Below are 1997 nucleotides of genomic sequence, written 5' to 3' on the forward strand. Positions count from 1 at the left end.
GCTGCACGACCGCGTGCTCGCCGCGCTGGAGGCCGCGGCCGAGGACGCTGCCCCGCGCCCGGCCGCCGCCCTGCCGCGCCGCGTCGTGCTCTTCGGCATGACCCACGTGCCGCTGCCCACGCTGCAGCTGCTCGCCGCGCTGTCGCACCACGCCCAGGTGCTGCTCGCCATCCCCAACCCCTGCCGCTTCCACTGGGCCGACATCCTGGACGGACGCGAGTGGCTGCGCATCACGCGCCGCCGCCATCCGCTGCGCGAGGGGCGCGAGCTGCAGGACGTCGGGCTGGACGCGATGCACCTCCACGCCCACCCGCTGCTCGCCGCCTGGGGCCGCCAGGCGCGCGACTTCGTGCGCCAGCTCGACGCCTTCGACGACGCCGAGCAGACGCGCGCACGCTTTCCGCTCGCCCGCATCGACCTCTTCGACGACGACGAAGACGACGCGCACGACGGCGCCGCGCCCGCGCTGCTCGTCCAGGTCCAGCGCCACATCCGCGACCTCACCCCGCTCGCCGAGCATGCGCACCCGCCGGTGCCGGCCGCGGACCGCTCGATCGTCTTCCACCTCGCCCACAGCCCGGTGCGCGAGCTCGAGATCCTCCACGACCAGCTCCTCGCCCTGCTCGCCCGCGAGGACGCGGGCAAACCGCTGCGCCCGCGCGACATCGTCGTGATGGTGCCCTCGATCGACGACTTCGCGCCGGCGATCCGCGCGGTGTTCGGCCAGTACGGCCGCCACGACGCGCGCCACATCCCCTTCGACATCGCCGACCTTTCGGCGCGCGCGAGCAGCCCGCTGATGAGCGCGGTGGAGTGGCTGCTGCGCATCCGGCACGACCGCTGCCGGCTGTCCGACCTCGGCGCGCTGCTCGACGTGCCTGCCATCGCCGCCCGCTTCGGCCTCGCCGAGGACGGCCTGCCGCGCCTGACCCGATGGATGAGCGGCGCCGGCATCCGCTGGGGGCTGGACGCCGCGCATCGCGCCGGGCTGGGGCTGGACGCCTGCGGCGAGCAGAACAGCGCGCTCTTCGGCCTGCGCCGCATGTTGATGGGCTACGCCACCGGGCGTCCGGAGGCCGGCATCGACGCGCCCTTCGCCGGCATCGAGCCCTACGACGAGGTCGGCGGCCTCGACGCCGAGCTCGCCGGCGCCCTCGCCCGCCTGGTCGAGCGCCTGATCCGCTGGCAGGCCGACAGCCGGCGGCCTGCCACCCCCGCGGCCTGGGCCGGGCGCCTGCGCGCCCTGCTCGCCGACCTGGTGCACGCGGTGGACGACGCCGACCGCCAGACCCTGGCCGCGCTCGACGACGCCCTCGAACGCTGGATCGAGGCCTGCGACGAGGCCCGCTTCGAGGCCGAGCTGCCGCTCGACGTCGCCGCCGAGGCCTGGCTCAGCGCGCTCGAGACGCCCGCGCTCGACAAGCGCTTCCGCGCCGGCGGGGTCACCTTCTGCACCCTCATGCCGATGCGCGCGATCCCCTTCGAGGTGGTCTGCCTGCTCGGCATGAACGACGGCGACTATCCGCGCCGCAGCCCGCGCAGCGACTTCGACCTCATGGCCCTGCCCGGGCAGCAGCGCCCCGGTGACCGCGCCCGCCGCGACGACGACCGCCAGCTCATGCTCGAGGCCCTGCTCTCGGCCCGCCGCGTGCTCTACCTGAGCTGGTGCGGCTTCAACGTGCGCGACAACAGCGCGCAGCCGCCCTCGGTGCTGGTCGCCCAGCTGCGCGACTACCTCGCCGCCGGCTGGTCGCCGGAGGTGGTGGCCGAACGCACCCGCGCGCACCCGCTGCAGCCCTTCAGCCGGCGCTACTTCGAGCCGGGCACGGCGCTGCTCACCTACGCGCGCGAATGGCGCGCCGCGCACGTGGACACCACGCGCGCCGAGACCACGCGCGCCGAGACCGCAGCGCAGGCCGAGGCCGTCGTGGCGCCGGGCGAACAAGCGGCCGCAGAGGCCGCGGAGGCCGCGAGTAGCGCCGCCCGCCCCGCTCGCG

1 protein-coding gene is annotated in these 1997 nt (G+C 75.7%); it reads left to right on the forward strand.

From position 1 onward, the window contains the following. A partial coding sequence (gene recC / locus C667_RS22490) for an exodeoxyribonuclease V subunit gamma (protein WP_245538525.1) occupies positions 1-1997 on the forward strand: 1997 nt, incomplete at both ends.

The sequence above is a fragment of the Thauera phenylacetica B4P genome, assembly GCF_000310225.1.
Classification (GTDB): Bacteria; Pseudomonadota; Gammaproteobacteria; order Burkholderiales; family Rhodocyclaceae; genus Thauera; species Thauera phenylacetica.